The following is a 16917-nucleotide window of genomic DNA, read 5'->3' on the forward strand; positions in this document are numbered from 1 at the left end:
GCGCGATTTTCGCGTGCGGAGCCGGTTCGGAGGCCTATTCTCAGCGTCAACCTGCTAACGCTCGATCGCTGTCGATCGATGGCCTTCATACAGCTTGCGAGAGGACTTCGATGAGTCCCGAGTATGACGTGATCGTGATCGGGTCGGGTTTCGGCGGCTCGGTTACCGCTCTTCGCCTGAGCGAGAAGGGATATCGCGTCGGCGTGCTCGAGCAGGGAGCGCGCTGGCGGCCGGAGGACTACCCGCCCGACAGTCTGCCTATGCGGAAGACCCTGTGGCAGCCTCGTTTCGGCCTCACTGGCCCTCTGCAGCTCACCGTTTTGAAGAATGTCGTTATTCAGTCTGCTGCGGGCGTGGGTGGCGGTTCGCTGATCTACGGCAACGTCCTCTACGAACCCTCGGAGAAGTTCTACAACGATCCCCAATGGTCCTCGATCGCGGACTGGAAGGCCGAATTAGCGCCGTATTATGACCAGGCCAAGCGGATGCTCGGCGTTGCGACGAATCCGAGGTTGACGCCCGCAGATGACGTCTTCAAATCGATCGCAGACGATTTGGGTGTCGCCGAGACGTTTCACCCGACCAAGGTGGGCGTGTTCTTCGGCGAGCCCGGCAAGACGGTTTCCGACCCGTACTTCGGCGGCATCGGACCAGACCGTGCCGGCTGCGTCTTCTGTGGGCGCTGCATCAACGGATGCGCGCACGACGCCAAGAACACCCTCGAAAGCAACTACTTGTACCTCGCGGAAAAGGCTGGCGCGCAGGTCCACCCGATGACAACTGTCGTCGACGTCCATGAATCGCCTGCCGGCGGATACCAGGTTGAAACCGTCCACACTGGACGGTGGGTTCGCAAACAACACCAGACCTGGCGCGCCGATCAGGTGGTGTTCTCCGCTGCCGCGCTCGGCACGCAAAACCTGCTCCATCGACTGCGGGCCAATGGATCACTACCCCGGATATCGGCGCGGTTGGGTGAACTGGCGCGGACCAACTCCGAGGTCAGCCTTCTGGCTACCTCGCGAACCCGCACGGATCTGGCCCACGGTGTGGCCGGGACGTCATCGATCCACCCCGACGCGAACACACACATCGAAGCCTTCCGCGTTGGCAAGGGCAGCAACTGGGCATTCCTACTGACCACGACCCTGGTCGACGGCGACCGACACCGCCTCGCCAAATGGGTGCTGACAAATCTGCGCCATCCGACCGCATTCGCCCGCTCCTTCAACGCTCGGAGAGCTTCGGAGAGATCAATATCGCTGCTTGTGATGCAGGATTTGAACAATTCGCTGACCACCTACCTCAAACGCGGCCTGTTCGGCGCGATGATGACCTCCCGACAGGGAGTGGGCGCGCCCAATCCGAACTGGAATCCGGTCGGCAATGACGTAGCCCGACGTGCTGCCGCAAAGATCGATGGTGACCCGCGCGGCTGGTACTTCGACATCGTCAACCGACCGAGCACCGCGCATTTCATCGGCGGCTGCCCCCTCGGAGATTCGCCGGCAACGGGCGTCGTCGACGCGTATCAGCGGCTATACGGGTATCCCGGCCTACACATCATTGATGGCTCGACGATCACGGCCAACCTGGGCGTTAACCCCGCCCTCACCATCACCGCGCTATCGGAACGGGCGGTCGCACTCTGGCCCAACAAGGGCGAACCCGACCCACGTCCTCCACTGGAGTCCACTTATCAGCGGATTTCGCCGGTTCGGCCGCACAATCCGATCGTGCCCGACAGCGCACCGGCGGCGCTTCGCCTAACAGCAATCTGATAAACGGACAGCGAGTACGGATCCCGGCAGCTCAGCGGATGTCTCGGCAGCGGGCGTCGTGCTTTAGGTACCCTGCACGCATGAGGTGGGTATGAGCGATCCACGTCGGTCCGAGCACGCCGGTTCGGCTCACGAGGGGACCGAGGAAACCCGACGAATCCGTCAGCCTTATCCGCAGTACGTCGACCCGGCCTACAGCGGGCAGTCGTTCTACCCGCCCCCGTATTACCCCGGCTCATCACCCAACACGAACGCGACGAACCCGACCGAGAAGATTCCCCAGTACTGGCTGCACGGTCAGCCTCCGACGGATCAACTGATAGAAGAACCCGAACCCAGGCGACCGAAAGCACCGCGCTGGTTGTGGATCGTCGCTGCCGCGGCGGTGCTGCTGGTTGCTGGACTGGTCATCGCATTGGTGATCGCCAATGGCACGGCCAGGAAGCAAACCGCGGTGCCACCACTGCCGGAGATGCCGAGTTCATCCAACCCGGCGTCGACGGCACCGACGTCGCCCTTGCCGCCCGCCGCCACTTCCGAGCCATCCAGCACCGAATCCAGTCCGCCGGCGAACGCCAGCGCGATGCAGACCGTGGATTACAACGTCACCGGCGAAGGCCGCGCGATCAGCATCACCTACGTGGACAACGACGGGATGATGCAGACCGAATTCAACGTCGCGCTGCCGTGGAGCAAGGAAGTCAGCCTGCCGGATTCGGGCAGCCGGCAACCCAACATCACAATCATCAACATCGGCCACGATGTCACCTGTTCGGTGACTGTGGACGGGGTCGAGGTCAGCCAGCGCACCGGCGCCGGCCTGACGGTCTGCAACGGATCAGGCTGAACCGGGCTCAACCCGCGTCGGCCGTGAGGGTTCGGTGCGGGGCGCGCACCATCAGCATGCCCACCAGCCCGACGCCCATGACCAGACATAGGCCGCCCATTCCGGCGCGGACGGCGCCGAACACGTCGACGAAGACCGAAAAGAGCCATGGCGCCACGAACGACACCGCGCGTCCGGTCATCGTGTAGAGGCCGAAGGCCACACCTTCCTTGCCCTCTCCCGACATACGCAACAGCAGCGTCCTCGCAGACGACACCGCCGGCCCGATAAACAGGCACAACAGCAGTCCGCAGATCCAGAACAACCGGGGACCTGACAGCGCCACCAAGGTCAGTCCCACTGCGATGATGCTGGCCAGTGATCCGACGATCACCGGCTTGGATCCGATGCGGTCGTCTAACAGCCCGCCGAGCACGGCGCCCACCGCCGCCACCACACTCGCGGCCGCGCCGAATATCAGCACTTCGGCCGGTGAGATGCCGTACGCATTGACACCGAGCACGCCGCCGAAGGTGAACACGCCCGTCAGCCCGTCCCGAAACAGCGCGCTGGCCACCAGGTAATAGACCAGGTTGCGATCCCGGTGCCATTCGGCCGTTAGATCCGACCACAGCTTGCGGTAACCGGCCAGCATGCCCCCCTCGAGGCGGGCGACCTCGACGACGGAAGGCAGCAGGTGGGCGGTCAGCAGCAGCGGCAACGCGAAGACCGCGAACCACCCGGCGGCAAGCAGCATCGCCAACCGGACGTTCATGCCGTCGCCGGCGGACAAGTGCAACAACCCGCGGGCAACGCCCTTGCCGGAGATGAAACCGAAATAGACCACCAGCAGCAGCATGACGCTACCGACGTATGCCGCCGCCAAGCCGAATCCGGAGATCCGGCCTGAGTTCTCCGGAGTCGACAGCTGGCGCAGCATCGCGTTATACGGGACGGTGGCCAGATCGCCGGACGCCGCAGTAGCCGCCAGCAGCGCCAACCCCAGCCAGAAATACTGCGGTTGCTCGCGGATCAGGCTCATCGCGCTCGTCAGCGCCACCGTCAGACCGGTCAACACGGTCAGGGACGTGCGCCGCCGATGCGGATCCTCCACCCACACGCCGATCAGCGGCGCCAGGAGCGCAACAGTCAGCCCGGCGATCCCCAGCGCGCGACCCAGCCAACTCGCCGGTGGGACGCCACCCGGCAAGCCCTTGGCGACGGCACCGGTGAGATAGACCGAGAACACGAAGGTCACCACGATCGCGCTCAGGCCGGCAGCACCGGTGTCCCACAGTGCCCACGTCAGCACCCGGGATCGCTCGGATCTGCGCGAACCCGATCCCGGGTTGCTCATGCTCGCATGTCTACCATTGGCGGATGCCAGTACCCGCGCCCAGCCCCGACGCTCGCGCCGTTGTCACCGGAGCCTCGCAAAACATCGGCGAAGCACTGGCCACCGAGCTGGCCGCCCGCGGCCACAGCCTGATCATCACCGCGCGGCGCGAGGATATCCTCACCGACATCGCGGGCCGCCTGACCGACAAATACGGAGTCGCTGTCGAAGTACGACCGGCCGATCTCGCCGATGCGGCGGAACGCGCAAAACTGACCGACGAGTTGGCCACCCGCGACATCTCGATCCTGTGTGCCAACGCGGGCACCGCGACCTTCGGACCGGTCTCGACGCGTGACGCGGCGACGGAAAAGGCCCAGGTGCAACTGAACGCGATCGCCGTGCACGATCTGGTGCTGGCGGTGCTGCCGGGCATGATCGAGCGCAAGGCCGGCGGCATCTTGATTTCCGGTTCGGCGGCAGGCAATTCACCGATCCCGTTCAACGCGACCTATGCGGCCACTAAGGCGTTCGTGAACACGTTCAGCGAATCCTTGCGCGGTGAACTGCGAAGGTCCGGTGTGCACGTCACGCTGCTGGCACCCGGCCCGGTGCGCACCGAGCTACCGGACCCGGCCGAAGCCTCGATCGTCGAGAAGCTGGTGCCCGATTTCCTGTGGATCTCCACCGAGTACACCGCACAGAAGTCGCTAGATGCCTTGGCGCGCAACAAGATGCGCGTCGTGCCCGGCGTGACGTCCAAGGCGATGTCGGTGGCGAGTCAATACGCCCCGCGCGCTATCGTCGCGCCGATCGTCGGAAGTTTCTACAAAAAGATGGGCGGCTGACCTATCGACGGCGACGCCCGCTGCCGCCGAACATGCTGCGGATGAGCTCAGTACCGAGCGCCCTGAGGAAGGTCTGGAAGCCGCGGCTATTCACGAACCGCTTCCACCGGCCGGGCTTCTTGGCTTCTGCGGGCTGACCGGCCGGGGCGTCCTGCTCCTTTTTGGCTTGCAGTTTCTCCGAGGCCGATTCCGAGTCTTTGGTCGTGCCGTATTTGCCGTACAACGAGCTGCGTTTGGCCGCGTCGCCGATCGCGTCATCGCCGATGGCGGCCATCAGCGAGCGCGGTGAGCGCAGCTTGGTCCACGCGACCGGGGTCGGCGCGCCACGCTCGGATAGCACGGTGACGACGGCTTCGCCGATGCCCAGCGACGTCAACGCCGAAGCCAGATCGTAGACATCGGTTTTCGGGTAGGTGCGAACGGTTTTGGTCAACGCCTTCTGGTCATCGGGAGTGAACGCGCGCAGCGCGTGCTGGATCCGCGCACCCAACTGCGACAGCACTTCGTTGGGCACGTCGGTGGGCAACTGGGTGCAAAAGAACACCCCAACGCCCCGAGAGCGGATCAGCTTGACGGTCTGCTCGACTTGTTCCAGAAACGCCTTCGACGCATCGGTGAACAACAGGTGTGCCTCGTCGAAGAAGAAGACCAGCTTGGGTTTGTCAACGTCGCCGACCTCTTTCAGGTTCGTGAAGAGGTTGGACAGCACCCACATCAAGAAGGTGGAGAACAGCACCGGGCGCGCGGCTTGGTCGCCGAGTTCCAGCAGCGAAATGATCCCTCGGCCTTTGTCGTCGAGCCGCAACAGGTCGTTGGGATCGAGTTCCGGCTCACCGAAAAAGGTGTCGGCGCCTTCGGCTTCCAGGTTGACCAGAGCACGCAGGATGACGCCCGCGGTTTGCGCGGAAACGCCGCCCAAATCCTTCAGATCGGCCTTGCCTTCGTCACTGGTCAGGTGGCTGATCACCGCCCGCAAGTCCGCCAGGTTGTACAGCTCGTAGTTTTTCTGGCCGGCCCAGTGGAAGATCAGGCCCAGCGTCGACTCCTGGGTGCTATTAAGCCCCAACACTTTTGACAGCAGGATGGGTCCGAAGCTGGCGATGGTGGCGCGCACCGGAACACCAATGCCTTTGGTGCCCAGCGACAAAAACTCCACGGGGAATGCGCTCGGCTCCCAGTTATCGCCGGTTTCCTTGGCGCGCGCGGTGATCTTGTCGTTGCTGTCGCCGGGCCGCGAGAGGCCGGACAAGTCGCCCTTGACGTCGGCCATCAGCACCGGCACGCCCGCGGCCGACAGCTGCTCGGCGATCACCTGCAGCGTCTTGGTCTTGCCGGTGCCGGTCGCTCCGGCTACCAAACCGTGCCGGTTGACAGTGGCCAGCGGGATGCGGATCTGCGCGGCCGGGTCGGTCGTGCCGTCGACGACGACCGTGCCCAACTCCAGGGCGTGGCCCTGAAAGGCATAACCTTTGGCGATCTCCTGCGCTGGCGACGTTGGCGATGCGCTGGCCGGTGTCGAATCGGAGCTCATCTGACGTCCGCCTCCCCTGTTGGTCGTAGTACCGACAACGCATGACCTTACTTGCTGCGGCGCCTCGACGGGGTGGCTGCAGGTCTGCCAGCTAACTTTGCCTACTGTGAAGTCTGTGCGGGACGAACTGGTGTGGATTGACTGCGAGATGACCGGGCTGGACCTGCGCTCGGACAAGTTGATCGAGATCGCCGCCCTGGTCACCGATGCTGACCTGAACGTTCTTGGCGATGGCGTCGACGTGGTGATCCACGCCGACGACGCGGCGTTGTCGTCGATGATCGATGTGGTCACCGAGATGCACACCCGCTCGGGCCTGATCGAGGAGGTGCGGGCATCCACCGTGGATGTCGCGGCCGCGGAGACGATGGTGCTCGACTACATCCGTGAGCACGTCAAACAAGCTAAAACGGCGCCACTGGCCGGCAACTCGATCGCCACCGACCGTGGATTCATTGCCCGCGATATGCCTGCCCTGGACTCGTTTCTGCACTACCGGATGATCGATGTGAGCTCGATCAAGGAGCTGTGCCGCCGCTGGTACCCGCGTATCTACTACGGCCAGCCGGCCAAGGGGCTGGCGCACCGGGCGCTGGCCGACATTCACGAATCCATCCGCGAACTGCAATACTACCGGCGCACCGCGTTCGTGCCGCCGCCGGGCCCTGCCACCAGCGACATTGCCGCGGTAGCCGTCGAGCTCGGCGATGAAGCGGCCACGCCGGAGGGAATCGATTCGGCCGCCGAGGGCCCGAACCGCTAGTATCGACGCTGCTGCCTGTCGCCTTACGGGTCCGGCTGGCGGCAATGGTGGGTGTAGTTCAGCTGGTAGAGCGTCAGGTTGTGATCCTGAATGTCGCGGGTTCGAGTCCCGTCACTCACCCCGCAGGTCAGAGGGTATTTTCGCCCTCTGACCTTTTTATATTCCATGGACCTTTGCACCCCTAGCGCACCCTCGCGGGGATTTGGGTACTACAAGTACATCGCCTAGAACTTCAACATTGCCTGCCCCGCGCTGGTGAGCAAGGTTGTCACCAACACGACCTGCGGGTACGGCTAGTGTTGCTGATTCTCTGAACACCAAGCCGGGGGCCGAAACCGCATAGACCGGCTGACCTGCCGTTCTGCACCGAGGTGATCAACAACGAGGTGGAGTTGCACAATCGGTCTGATCGGTCTGACCTCGGTTTTTGTGGGCTCTGAGGGCTTCGATGGGGGGTGTGCCCCCTTTTGAGTTCCGGGACGTTTCGCGAGTCGGTGGTTCGATTTGTCCATGCAAAACCAGACACACGCGGCAAACCTGCCGCCACGCCCCAGTATCAGGCAGGCCGCCGAGTTTCACGGCGTGGACCCGAAAACCATCCGGCGCTGGATCGCAGAAGGCCGACTGACCGCCTACCGCGTCGGCCCGCGACTAATCCGGCTGGACCGGGCCGAGGTGTTGGCGTTGGGTCGCAGGGTTGGGGGAGCGGTGTGACCGTCGAGCCGGTGGTCAACGCCGAGATTGTCGACCTGACCGAAGATGAGGCCACCAAGATCACCGGCCGCATCCGAACATGGGTGAAAGCTTTCCCCGCCGAAGATGTGAAACGCGCCTACTTCGGTCGCATCTGGCTCCCGATGGGTTACGACTCGTGGGCTGAGTGGTGCGACTGCGAGCTTGGTGGATTCAAGTTGCCGATCGAGGAGCGCCGGGCAGTGGTGACAGGGCTTGCCGAGTCGGGTATGTCCAACCGGGCTATCGGGGCGGTCACGGGCGTGGACAAGAACACCGTGCGATCCGACCTAGCCAAAGCAGGTGGGGAGAATTCCCCAACTGCACCGCGAGCGGTCACCGGCCCGGACGGCAAGACCTACAACAACACACCGAAGCCGGAGCCACGCGCCGATTCACCTCCCACGGCCGCCCCTCGCACCGACCTGGACGAACTGGGCGCTTTCCTTGACCATCTGAAATCGGCGATTCGATGCGCGAGAAAAATAGCCAGCCTGGACGACCTGGACCCGGACACAGCTAGGAGCTATTTCGATTTGTTCGAGCGTTTCCATGAGGAATATGACCGCGTCGCGAACGGCGTGCTATTTCGGGTGTCACCGTACGTCGGCAGGAGACTGGAATAGGCCCCTGTGCGCAAAGGTGAAACTTGACCGCAACCCCCGACCATTCGCCTCTTCCATGCCGCGCGTTAGCGCGTAATTCCCTCAAGTTTCTTGTCCGCAGGATGTCCACGTGACTGTCCGCAGGATGTCACGCGGACTGCCTAGGAGAGGACAGGACAGGGACAGGATAGCAAAGGCTAAGGACAGGCTAGGACAGGAACAGGAAAGGTTCGGCTAGGAGGCCGAGCAGAAACGATTACGAAACGGAATATTGAATTGATTAAAACATCTTTAGACACCCGACTACAGTACGCGATGCTGACAGACCGACGCCTCCAACGTTGTCTAACCGGCGACGAGTTTAGGGCGTTCACCAACCTGTTGGTCTGGTCCGTGTCCCTGGTGTCGGACGGGGTTTTTAAGCCCGACGAGGCGGAAATGGTTGCGGAAACCAAGCACATCCCCCGCCTGGTTGAGGTTGGCGTTATTGAGTGTGACGATGCTGGGAATTACCGGATCGCGGAGGTTTACCAGTCGTGGCAGACCAGCGCCGAGGAGCTGAGGAAACGCGACGAGCAGCGGGAAGCTGACCGTCGACGTAAAGCGGACCAGCGCGCCGCCCAAAAACGGCAGTCCGACGAATTAGAGGAGCGTTTGTGAATGATTATTCTGATATCAGCGATGATGGGCGTGGACCGTTGATTGTTCAGCGCCGCCCCGGTGGCGGGGTTGTGATTCGTGGGCCGCGCACCATTGCGTTAAGTCTGAGCGAGGTTGAGCGGCTGGTCAGGTTCGCGGCGGCCCCGTTTGACCGTGCCCCGTAATGGCCCCTAGACGCCACGCTGAGCCACGTTAACCCGGTGGCCCGTGTAAATCCCTTACCCCGGCACTTTCGCCGCTCCACAATCCCACCCCCAGAACCCCCCGAATAGGTGAATATATGACAGAGCTACTTGACATTAATGACGTTGCCGCCATCCTGCGGCTACCCGTCAAAACACTTTACGAATGGCGGTACACCGGCCAAGGTCCCAGGAGCGCCAAAATCGGACGGCACGTACGGTACCGCCGCCACTGACGTCCAACGAACTAATCACCAGCCCCAGGCCAATCGGGTTAAGCCCTGGACTGAACAGGTGTTTTCCATCCGCAACACGTGCTTGAGCATCACCCGCCTAAGAACAGACCTGGCGACAAAACCAGACTGACCATCCGGCGTGTGATCAGCGCGTCCCCGGTCGCCGTTGAGCCTGAAAGTTGTTGAGTAGAAACGGAAGTCGGGAGGGGTGGGGTTGAATCTCTGCCGGCGGCGCCGTGACCGACCGTCCCGGCGACGTCTTTGCCGGTACGGGTTTTGGGAAAATATGGCCCCGCAACCCCGATCCTCGGGCCGATCTTTCTGCTGTCCAATTTCGGCGATGTCCGTACACCCGGCAGCGTCGTCCGACGACGGCGATCTCGGTCCACCCTCGGCGAATCGCTCCAGGATGACGCCGCTGTCCTCTAGCATCCGCGAGTGTGGGGGCATTCGCTGATTTGTTCAACCAGCTCGATACCGACGACCGCGTCAAGGGCAAGCAGTTCGAGCGCATCTGCAAGTGGTTCCTGACCAACGACCCGGTCTACAAACATGAACTTCGCCGCGTCTGGCTGTGGGACGAGTGGCCCCCTGGCCCCGAGGGGCGATGGGGCAGCGACGCCGGGATCGACTTGGTCGCTGAGGACCGCACTGGACACTTGTGGGCGATCCAAGCCAAGGCGTACAACCCGGCCTATCGGGTTACCAAGCGTGACATAAACAAATTCCTGGCCGAGTCGGGCCGCAAGGTGTTCACCTACCGCATGTTGATCGCCACGACCAACCTCATCGACCGCATAGGCGAGCGCACGATCCAGGATCAGGAGAAGCGCGTCACCTTCTTCCGGCTCAACGACCTCGAGGCCGCCCATGTGGACTGGCCTGCGTCGCCGAGGGCACTGCGTCCCGCGCGGCCGCGCAAACGTGCCCGCCCGCACGACTACCAGCGCGAGGCGATCAAGAAGGTGGTCAAGGGGTTCGACTCGGCGGAACGCGGGCAGCTCATCATGGCGTGCGGGACGGGTAAGACACTGACGGCGCTGTTCATCCGCGAGAAGCTGGCTGCAGATCGGTCCCTTATCCTGGTGCCGTCCTTATCGCTGCTGAAGCAGACGTTAAATGTGTGGCGAGCCAACTGCACCACGGAGTTCGCGTCGCTGCCTGTCTGCTCCGATGACACGGTTGCCAACGCAGGCGACGACGTGGCGCTGTCGCACACCAGCGACCTCGGGGTTCCCGTCACGACTGACCCCGAGGAGATCGCGGCGTTTCTGGGGCAACCGTCCGGTCCCCGAGTCGTGTTCGCCACCTACCAATCGTCGCCTCAGATCGCTAAGGCGTTCACGCTAGGTCGGGTGCCTGCCTTCGACCTGGTGATCGCGGACGAGGCGCACCGGTGCGCCGGACCTGTGTCGTCGGACTTCGCCACGGTTCTCGACCCTGTGGAGATCAAAGCCAAGCGGCGGCTGTTCATGACGGCGACTCCCCGCTACTTCACCGGACGGGTTCTCAAAGCCGCCCAGGACGCCGACTACGAGGTCGCCTCGATGGACGACGAGACCAAGTTCGGCACCGTCTTTCACACGCTGACCTTCGGAGAGGCGATCAAGCGCGACCTGCTGACCGACTACCAGGTCGCGATCATCGGTGTCGATGACGCCACCTATCGAGAGTGGGCTGAGCGCGGTGCCTTCGTGACCCTGGACGGGGTGGAGGTCACCGACGCCACCACCCTGGCGGGTCAGATCGGTCTGGCGAAAGCCATGCGGAAGTACGACCTGCACCGGGTCATCTCGTTCCATTCGCGGGTCGCACGGGCACGGGAGTTCGCCGCCTCCTTGGAAGACGTGCTGGCGTGGATGCCCGCCCGGCAGCGCCCGAAGGGCGACCTGTGGTCCCGGTACGCCTCGGGCGAGATGCCCGCCGGTGACCGGTATGTCCTGCTCCAGCACCTCGGATGTCTCGACGATGACGACCGGGGACTCCTCGCCAACGCCCGCTGTTTAGCGGAGGGCGTGGACGTTCCGACCCTGGACGGGGTCGCGTTCGTCGACCCGCGTCGATCAGAGGTGGACATCGTTCAGGCGGTCGGGCGTGCGATCCGCAAGTCCGAGGACAAGTCCATCGGCACCATTGTGATCCCGGTGTTCATCGACACTGACGCGGACCCCGAAACCGCCTTGGACAGTTCGGTGTTCAAGCCGGTGTGGGATGTCATAAAAGCACTCCGCGCCCACGATGAGGAACTGGGTGAGCAGCTCGACGAGCTGCGCAGGGCGTTGGGCAAGAAGGGCGGTCGGCTCCAACTCCCGGACAAGATTCACTTCGACATTCCCGTCAAGGTGAACGCAGACTTCGCGGGTGCCTTCGATGTTCGCCTGGTCAAACAAACCACTGCCTCCTGGGAGCAGTGGTTCGGGCAAATGGAAAAGTTCGTTAAGGTCCACGGTCACGCCGGCGTCCCGCAGTCCTACACAGCGAATGGCTACCGCCTCGGTTTGTGGGTCACCAACCAACGCGGCTTCCACGACAGGGGCACCCTTGATGCCGACCGCCAACGTCGGCTCGAAGGCCTAAAAGGGTGGACATGGGATCCCCACGCCGAGTGGTGGGAGGAAAGGTTCCGCCGACTCTTGGAATACGTGGAGCAGAACCGTCACGCCCGCGTTCCGCAGCCCTACACCGTCGGTCGCTGCCGGCTCGGTGCCTGGGTCCAGAGGCAACGTGATAATTACGACAGAGGAATCCTCGAGCCTGATCGTGAGCGTCGGCTTCGAGAGTTACCCGGGTGGACATGGGATCCCCGCGCCGACTGGTGGGAGGAGGGCTTCAACCGACTCCGGCATTACGTCGAACGCCACGGCGACGCCAGAATTTCACACTCCTGCAAGGTCGACGGGTACGCACTCGGTGCATGGGTGAATGCACAACGTACCAAGCACGCCAAAGGCACTCTCGAGGCTGATCGCGAGCGTCGGCTTCAGGGCGTGCCCGGCTGGACGTGGGACGCCGTCGGCGACCTGTGGGACCAGTCTTTAAACCGCCTGTTGGCATACGTCGAAGAGCATGGTGACGCGCGCATCCCGCGGTCGTATGAGGTCGATGGCTACCGGCTCGGCGAATGGGTCCATAACCAACGCAACCGCGGCAAAGAAAGCCTTGACGGCCAGCGCCAACAGCAGCTTCAGGAGCTGCCGGGCTGGAGCTGGGACCCGCACACCGACAAGTGGGAAGAGGGCTTCAGCAAGCTTCTGCAATACGTTGAAAAGCACGGTGACGCCCGGGTACCGAGGTCGTGCCGGGTCGATGGCTACCGGCTCGATGGGTGGGTCCTGAGGCAACGCCAAAACCACGCTAAAGGTGCTCTTGACGCTGATCGTGAACGTCGGCTTCGCGAGGTGCCCGGCTGGACGTGGAACGCCGTCGACGACCTATGGGAAGAGGGCTTCAGCAAGCTTCTGCAATACGTTGAAACGCACGGTCACGCCCGAGTTCCCCAGTCCTGCAGGATCGGTAACTATTGGCTCGGTAGGTGGGTCTCTAAGCAACGTGCTAACTACGTCAACGGCAACCTCGACGCTGATCGTGAGCGCCGGCTTGGGGAGGTGCCCGGTTGGACGTGGGTTGGGACCATCGACCTGTGGGAGGAGAATTTCAGCCGACTCCAGGAGTACGTCGAACGCAACGGTGACGCCCGCGTCCCTTACTCCTATGTGGTCGATGGCTACCAACTCGGTGTGTGGGTCAACTTTCAACGCGGGAAACACACCCGAGGCACCCTGGACGCGGGCCGCGATCACCGCCTACAAGGCCTAGCCGGTTGGACATGGGACGCACGCGCCGAATGGTGGGAGGAGGGTTTCAGCCGACTCCTAGAGTACGTCGAACGAAACGGTGACGCCCGCGTGCCCCAGTCCTCCATGGTCGATGGCTACCGGCTTGGTACATGGGTCAGAAGCCAACGCGCCAGATACGCCAAAGGCAACCTCGATGCCGATCGCCAACAGCGACTCCAACGGCTGCCCGGCTGGGCATGGAAGGCACCTTCGTCGCCCTAATCACTGTGAACCGCGGCCACATGATCTGCCGCCTAGTAGTCGCACAACTAGCGTTCTCAGCTTCTCGAAAGATGCTGCAAAACTTGGATGTCCACACTGAAACCCTGATCTGGTACATCTATTGCCGAGGTCCGCCACCGCCACGTCCTTTGTCCCGATGCCGATCAGCCTGGTCAGCGCGTCCTCGATCTCGCCGGCGGTCGGGTGGCCGCTGATCGGGCGGGTCTCCCGGCCGTTGAAGGACAGCGTGAACGTCCCGGTCGTCGAATACCCGTGGACCGTGAGCTGCTGGACCTCGTTGACGCCCGAACCCGCCGGGCCGATGGTGGCCCAGTCGTGCGCGTTCCAGTACTGGGCCATCCCGTCCGGCACGTCGGCCCTTGGGGTGCGGGTACGGCGCTCGGACAGACTTTGCACCCCTACCCTCTCGCCGAGCGCCTTCGCTCCTGAGCGGGCATTCAGCTGGGGCGTTCGAGTTCTGTTCGGGCCTGATCGATTTGGTCATAGGCGTAGGTCGCCATCGCGGCGGTGGTCATCGTCTCGCCGTTGCGGGCAAGGGATTCGTAGGTCTGGTCGCCGAGGACATCGCGGAGGTGGGTGATCGCTCTGGCGATCTCAGGGATCCACGCCGCGGTAAGGGAATTGAACGCAAAGCCGCCGATAGTCGCGGCCGGTTCATATCGCTCTAGACGGTCCAAGAGAGAGGCGAGCACCGCCAGGGGGACATGGATCACAGTGGCGTTGCCTGAGTCGTGGTAGTTGCGGATGGCCAGCGTGAGGTAATCGAGCGCGGCCAGCGGGTCGCCGTGTTGGGCCTCGAGTCGACCGAGGATGTTTGCCAAGTGGGTTTCGCTGTAGCGGTTACCGCTGTCTTGAGCGAGCACCAGGCCGCGGCGCATCGCATCACGTGAGCGGAGGGGATCGGCGTCGCAGCAAGCCATGCCATAGATCAGAAAAGCCCATGAACGCGCCCATGGGTTCGGGATGACCACTGCGGCGTCGATCACGTCCTTCGCGGCGCCCATCGCCTCGGCATGGGAACCGGCCCTCATCAGTGCGACGACCAGGGACGCCCTGGTAACTGCGAAAGGGTCGGGATCGCGTGCAAGCAGGCCGCGGCACCACTCTATAGTCCGCTCAGCCTGGCCGATCATGTTGAATACACCGGCAAGCCAGCTCTCGAAACCGGGCGGCACCGCGTTGTGGCCGCTGACGAGGACCATCTGGCCGGCTTCGCTGTAGCCGACGGCCTCCTCGACGCGTCCGACCATCCAGCAATTAGTTGCCATCACGTACAGACCCGCCAGCCGGGAATGGGCGACGGCCCGGGCGGGCTCGATGAGCTCTTCGGTCCAGGAAATGGGTTCGTAATTTTCGACCATTATGCCCAGTAGCGTCGAGTACGTGGCGATAGGTGCGGCCACGTCCAGGTCGCCGTGGTCGGCGGCCCACCGGAACGCGGTGCGCACATTGGCCAACTCGGCGGTGAACCAGTCGTAGGCCTCCCGCTGGCGGGGGCTGTCCCATACGGGGAAGATGTCGGTTGCCCGCTCGGCGAAGTACCAGGCATGGGCGGCCCGGACCTCCTCGGCCACACCACGGGCGACGAGTTGGTCCTCGGCGAACTGGCGGATCGTCTCGAGCATCGAAAACCGGGTCCGCCCCGCTGATCGGTCGGCGACGACCAGCGACTTGTGGACCAGAGCATCCAGCAGATCCAGGATGGCGTAGTCGTCGGGATCATCGGATCGGACCACCGCGCAGGCGCTTTGGAGGTCGAATCCACCGGCGAACACCGAACACCGCTCCAGCAGCTCCTTCTCGGCGTCGTCGAGGTGGTCGTAGGACCACTGCACAGCGTGGCGCAGCGTGTGGTGGCGTTCCAGTCCGCGCCGTGACCCGACCAGCAGCCGGAACCGCTGATCGAGACGATCCCGCACCTCGCTTGCCGTCATCGACGCCATCCGCGAGGCAGCCAACTCGATCGCCAGGGGTATCCCGTCGAGGCGGCGGCAGATTTCGACGACCGCTCCGGCCTCGTCAGCGTTGGCCACAGAGAAGCGCGAGGCAACGCTACGGGCACGTTCGACGAACAGATTGACTGCGGCTGAGTCGATTCCCGCGCCGACATCCAGCGAGGGCACCAGCCACAGTTGCTCGTCGGCGACCCCCAATCCTTCCCGGCTGGTGGCCAGAATCGTCACGGTCGCCGAGCGGGCCAGGATGGCCTCGACCAGATCGGCCGCCGCGTCGCGCACATGCTCGCAGTTGTCGAACACGAACAACCGGACTCTGCCCTCCAACGCGGCCGCGACACTGTCAGCCACGCTTTTCCCCCGCTGCTGGGTGATGCCCAGCACCGCGGCCACAGCGTCGGGCACCGCCGCCGGATCGGCGACCGAGGCCAGTTCGAAAAACCAGACCCCGTCACGGAATTCATCGACGAGACGCGCCGCGACCTCCAACGCCAGGCGCGTCTTGCCGACCCCACCCACCCCGGTCAACGTCACCAACCGATGAGCCTTCACCGCGGTTTGAACTTCGGCGACCTCGGACTCGCGCCCGATGAAGCTGGTGACCGCAGCCCGCAGGTTCCCCGGACGCGCATCCAGTGCCCGCAACGACGGAAACTCCGTGCGCAGGCCCTCCGCTTGAACCTGGAACACCTGCACCGGGGTCGGGAGATCCCTCAACCGCCGCGGCCCCAAATCCACCAGATCAACCCCGGTCAGCAGACCCGCCGTCGACTCGGCCAACAGGATCTGACCGCCGTGCCCGGCGGCCATCACTCGTGCGGCTCGATTGAGCACCGTTCCGAAGTAGTCCCCGTCTCGCAGCTCGGCCTCGCCGGTTGCCAATCCAATTCGCACCGGCAACTGCAACTCCCGTTGCGCGTCGATCGCGGCGTTCACGGCGGACATCGGCGACGCGAAGGCCGCCACGAAACCGTCGCCCGTGTGGCTGAACAAGAACCCGTCATACGCCTCGATCGCCGTGCGCAACACCTTGTCGTGGACGACGAGCGCCGCCCGCATCGCTTGCGCGTCGGCCTCCCACCGACGGGTCGAACCCTCCACATCGGTGAACAAAAACGTCACCACCCCCGAAGGAGCAGTGGCCGCCGTATCAGCGGACACCCCTGCAGAATCTCACACCAGACGCGCTCCTACCTGCCACATCGGCGGAATCCGGCCCCAGACCCCCGCCGCGAGGCGCGGCGTGGCGTGGCGCTACCCGTTGGCCGGATCGCGGCCGCGATATCGCGCATGCTGGCCGGCCAGCGGTGACACGATAGTGACGTGAACGACAGTGGGCTGGCCGCGTGAGATGACGGCGGCAGCCCTGGTGTGCGGGTCGTG

General features: G+C 63.7%; 13 protein-coding genes and 1 tRNA gene. 10 read left to right on the plus strand and 4 right to left on the minus strand.

The genetic code is table 11. The features are described from left to right. The first annotated feature begins 110 nt into the window (after window positions 1–110). A complete protein-coding gene (locus ACLQI9_RS13300; protein WP_442380567.1) occupies window positions 111–1781 on the plus strand; it encodes a GMC oxidoreductase in 1671 nt (556 codons plus the stop codon). A gap of 91 nt (window positions 1782–1872) precedes the next feature. Then, entirely contained in the window at window positions 1873–2628 is a 756-nt protein-coding gene (locus ACLQI9_RS13305) for an MmpS family transport accessory protein (RefSeq protein ID WP_442380568.1), read from the plus strand. A gap of 7 nt (window positions 2629–2635) precedes the next feature. On the opposite strand, the gene ACLQI9_RS13310 is transcribed toward ACLQI9_RS13305, so the two are convergent. Beyond that, a complete protein-coding gene (locus tag ACLQI9_RS13310) occupies window positions 2636–3964 on the minus strand; it encodes an MFS transporter (RefSeq protein ID WP_442380570.1) in 1329 nt (442 codons plus the stop codon). A 23-nt stretch (window positions 3965–3987) separates the two neighbouring features. On the opposite strand from ACLQI9_RS13310, the gene cmrA reads away from it, so the two are divergent. Further along, window positions 3988–4791 (plus strand): mycolate reductase CmrA, encoded by an 804-nt coding sequence (gene cmrA / locus ACLQI9_RS13315; protein WP_442380572.1) that lies wholly within the window; start codon window positions 3988–3990, stop codon window positions 4789–4791. Window position 4792: 1 nt separating this feature from the next. Here the strand turns inward: cmrA and ACLQI9_RS13320 are convergent, their stop codons facing one another. Beyond that, complete coding sequence (locus ACLQI9_RS13320; RefSeq protein WP_442380574.1) at window positions 4793–6322, minus strand: helicase HerA-like domain-containing protein; 1530 nt, start codon at window positions 6320–6322, stop codon at window positions 4793–4795. A gap of 115 nt (window positions 6323–6437) precedes the next feature. Here ACLQI9_RS13320 and orn point away from each other — a divergent pair, with 115 nt between their 5' ends. The 7 genes from orn to ACLQI9_RS13355 all read left to right on the plus strand — a co-directional run bounded on the left by orn (window position 6438) and on the right by ACLQI9_RS13355 (window position 13558). Further along, window positions 6438–7085, plus strand: a complete 648-nt coding sequence (orn, locus tag ACLQI9_RS13325; protein WP_442380576.1) for an oligoribonuclease — start codon at window positions 6438–6440, stop codon at window positions 7083–7085. 47 nt (window positions 7086–7132) lie between these two features. Further along, a tRNA-His gene (locus ACLQI9_RS13330) sits at window positions 7133–7205 on the plus strand. 390 nt (window positions 7206–7595) lie between these two features. Beyond that, entirely contained in the window at window positions 7596–7799 is a 204-nt protein-coding gene (locus ACLQI9_RS13335) for an excisionase family DNA-binding protein (RefSeq protein WP_442380578.1), read from the plus strand. Continuing rightward, window positions 7796–8443 carry a hypothetical protein gene (locus ACLQI9_RS13340; RefSeq protein ID WP_442380580.1) on the plus strand — a complete coding sequence of 216 codons (648 nt, stop codon included), beginning with the start codon at window positions 7796–7798 and terminating at the stop codon, window positions 8441–8443. Before ACLQI9_RS13335 ends, ACLQI9_RS13340 begins: the two co-directional genes overlap by 4 nt. Window positions 8444–8815: 372 nt before the next feature. Continuing rightward, window positions 8816–9082, plus strand: coding sequence for a hypothetical protein (locus ACLQI9_RS13345; protein ID WP_442380582.1), 267 nt, complete (start codon window positions 8816–8818; stop codon window positions 9080–9082). A gap of 280 nt (window positions 9083–9362) precedes the next feature. Next, window positions 9363–9500, plus strand: a complete 138-nt coding sequence (locus tag ACLQI9_RS13350) for a helix-turn-helix domain-containing protein (protein ID WP_442380583.1) — start codon at window positions 9363–9365, stop codon at window positions 9498–9500. Between the two features lie 440 nt (window positions 9501–9940). Then, window positions 9941–13558: a Helicase associated domain protein gene (locus ACLQI9_RS13355; protein WP_442380585.1), complete on the plus strand. Its 3618-nt coding sequence runs from the start codon at window positions 9941–9943 to the stop codon at window positions 13556–13558. Here ACLQI9_RS13355 and ACLQI9_RS13360 read toward each other — a convergent pair whose 3' ends face one another. Together ACLQI9_RS13360 and ACLQI9_RS13365 are read right to left on the minus strand one after the other, a co-directional pair. Continuing rightward, window positions 13559–13975 carry a hypothetical protein gene (locus ACLQI9_RS13360; RefSeq protein ID WP_442380587.1) on the minus strand — a complete coding sequence of 139 codons (417 nt, stop codon included), beginning with the start codon at window positions 13973–13975 and terminating at the stop codon, window positions 13559–13561. Between the two features lie 41 nt (window positions 13976–14016). Then, the gene (locus ACLQI9_RS13365; protein ID WP_442380589.1) at window positions 14017–16695 is read right to left on the minus strand and encodes an ATP-binding protein; all 2679 of its coding nucleotides are present in this window, start codon (window positions 16693–16695) and stop codon (window positions 14017–14019) included. Between the last annotated feature and the right edge of the window lie 222 nt (window positions 16696–16917).

The sequence above is a fragment of the Mycobacterium sp. genome (genome assembly GCF_052143115.1).
GTDB lineage: Bacteria > Actinomycetota > Actinomycetes > Mycobacteriales > Mycobacteriaceae > Mycobacterium.